This window comes from Halorhodospira neutriphila (genome assembly GCF_016584055.1).
GTDB lineage: Bacteria > Pseudomonadota > Gammaproteobacteria > Nitrococcales > Halorhodospiraceae > Halorhodospira > Halorhodospira neutriphila.
Window position 1 is genome coordinate 1 of sequence record NZ_NRSH01000263.1, and the last position, 956, is coordinate 956.

The window sequence follows — 956 nt, forward strand, 5'->3', positions numbered from 1 at the left end:
GCCGACCGGCTCTGGTACCCCGGCCTCCACCGCCGCCGGCGCCGGCTCATGGACCGCTGGCGCGCCCTGCCGAAGGCCCCGCCCGAGGCGCTGAGGCGCCGCTTCCGGGCCGCCACCATCCGCATCCTCCTGCACCAGCCCCGCCACGGCGGCGAGGCCAGCCGGGCCCGCGCCCAGTGCCGCAGCCTGCTCGAGCAGGCCGAGGCCGGGGGCGACCCCGACGCCCTCCGCCAGCGCCTCGCCTCGCTGACCCGCAGCTTCGCCGACCTGCGCGGCGACCACCCGGACGAGGCCCGCGCCCGCCTCCTCCTCCAGCGGCTCTGGCGCCGCCTCGAGGCCGAGCACTGGCCCTCCCCGCTGCGCGCGGAAGCCGCGCAGCCGCGCCCGGAGGCCACGGTCCTGCTCGAGAAGGTCCAGGAGATCGAGCTCGCCGTCGCCCGCGGCCAGCTCGCCGCCGCGCAGCGGCGGATCATCGAGGCGCGGCGCCTGCTCAGCCCCTCGCGATGAGCCGCCTCCGCCGCCTCGCCCGCCACCCCGCCCTGCGCTACTGGCTGATCCAGCTGCCCGAGGTGCTGCTCGTCGCCGCCCTGGCCGTGCTCGCCGTGCGCGCCGGCCTCATCGGGGCGGGGACGGCGGCGCTGCTCTTCCTCCTCTGGACCAGCAAGGATGCCGTCCTCTGCATCGTCTTCGTGCGCGCCGAGCGGGCCGGCCACCCCCTGGGGCGCGACGCCCTCGTCCACGCCCGCGGCGAGGTCGTCACCCCCATCGCCCCGGAGCACCCTGGTCAGGTGCGCATCCACGGCGAGCTCTGGCGGGCCCGCAGCGCCGAAGGGCGGCACCTCGCCGCCGGCGAGCGGATCCGGGTCCTCGGCGTCGAGGGCATGACCGTCTACGTCCTCCCCGCCGAGCCGCCGTAGGCCCGGATCCTGCCGGCGGCTCGGCGGGGAGGACGTAGA

Annotated in this window: 2 protein-coding genes; both read left to right on the forward strand. The window is 78.2% G+C overall.

Going from position 1 to position 956, the window contains the following annotated elements:
• Positions 1-507, forward strand: a 507-nt coding sequence (locus tag CKO13_RS12345; RefSeq protein ID WP_200261449.1) for a hypothetical protein, incomplete at its 5' end; no start/stop codon positions are given.
• On the forward strand, positions 504-917 hold the full coding sequence (locus tag CKO13_RS12350) for an NfeD family protein (protein WP_200261450.1): 414 nt from the start codon (positions 504-506) through the stop codon (positions 915-917). The genes CKO13_RS12345 and CKO13_RS12350, both read left to right, overlap by 4 nt.
• Positions 918-956: the final 39 nt, after the last annotated feature.

Bases quoted from the DNA above. Each gene is read 5' to 3' on its own strand.
- CKO13_RS12350 (WP_200261450.1), top strand. From the start codon at position 504: ATGAGCCGCCTCCGCCGCCTCGCCCGCCACCCCGCCCTGCGCTACTGG.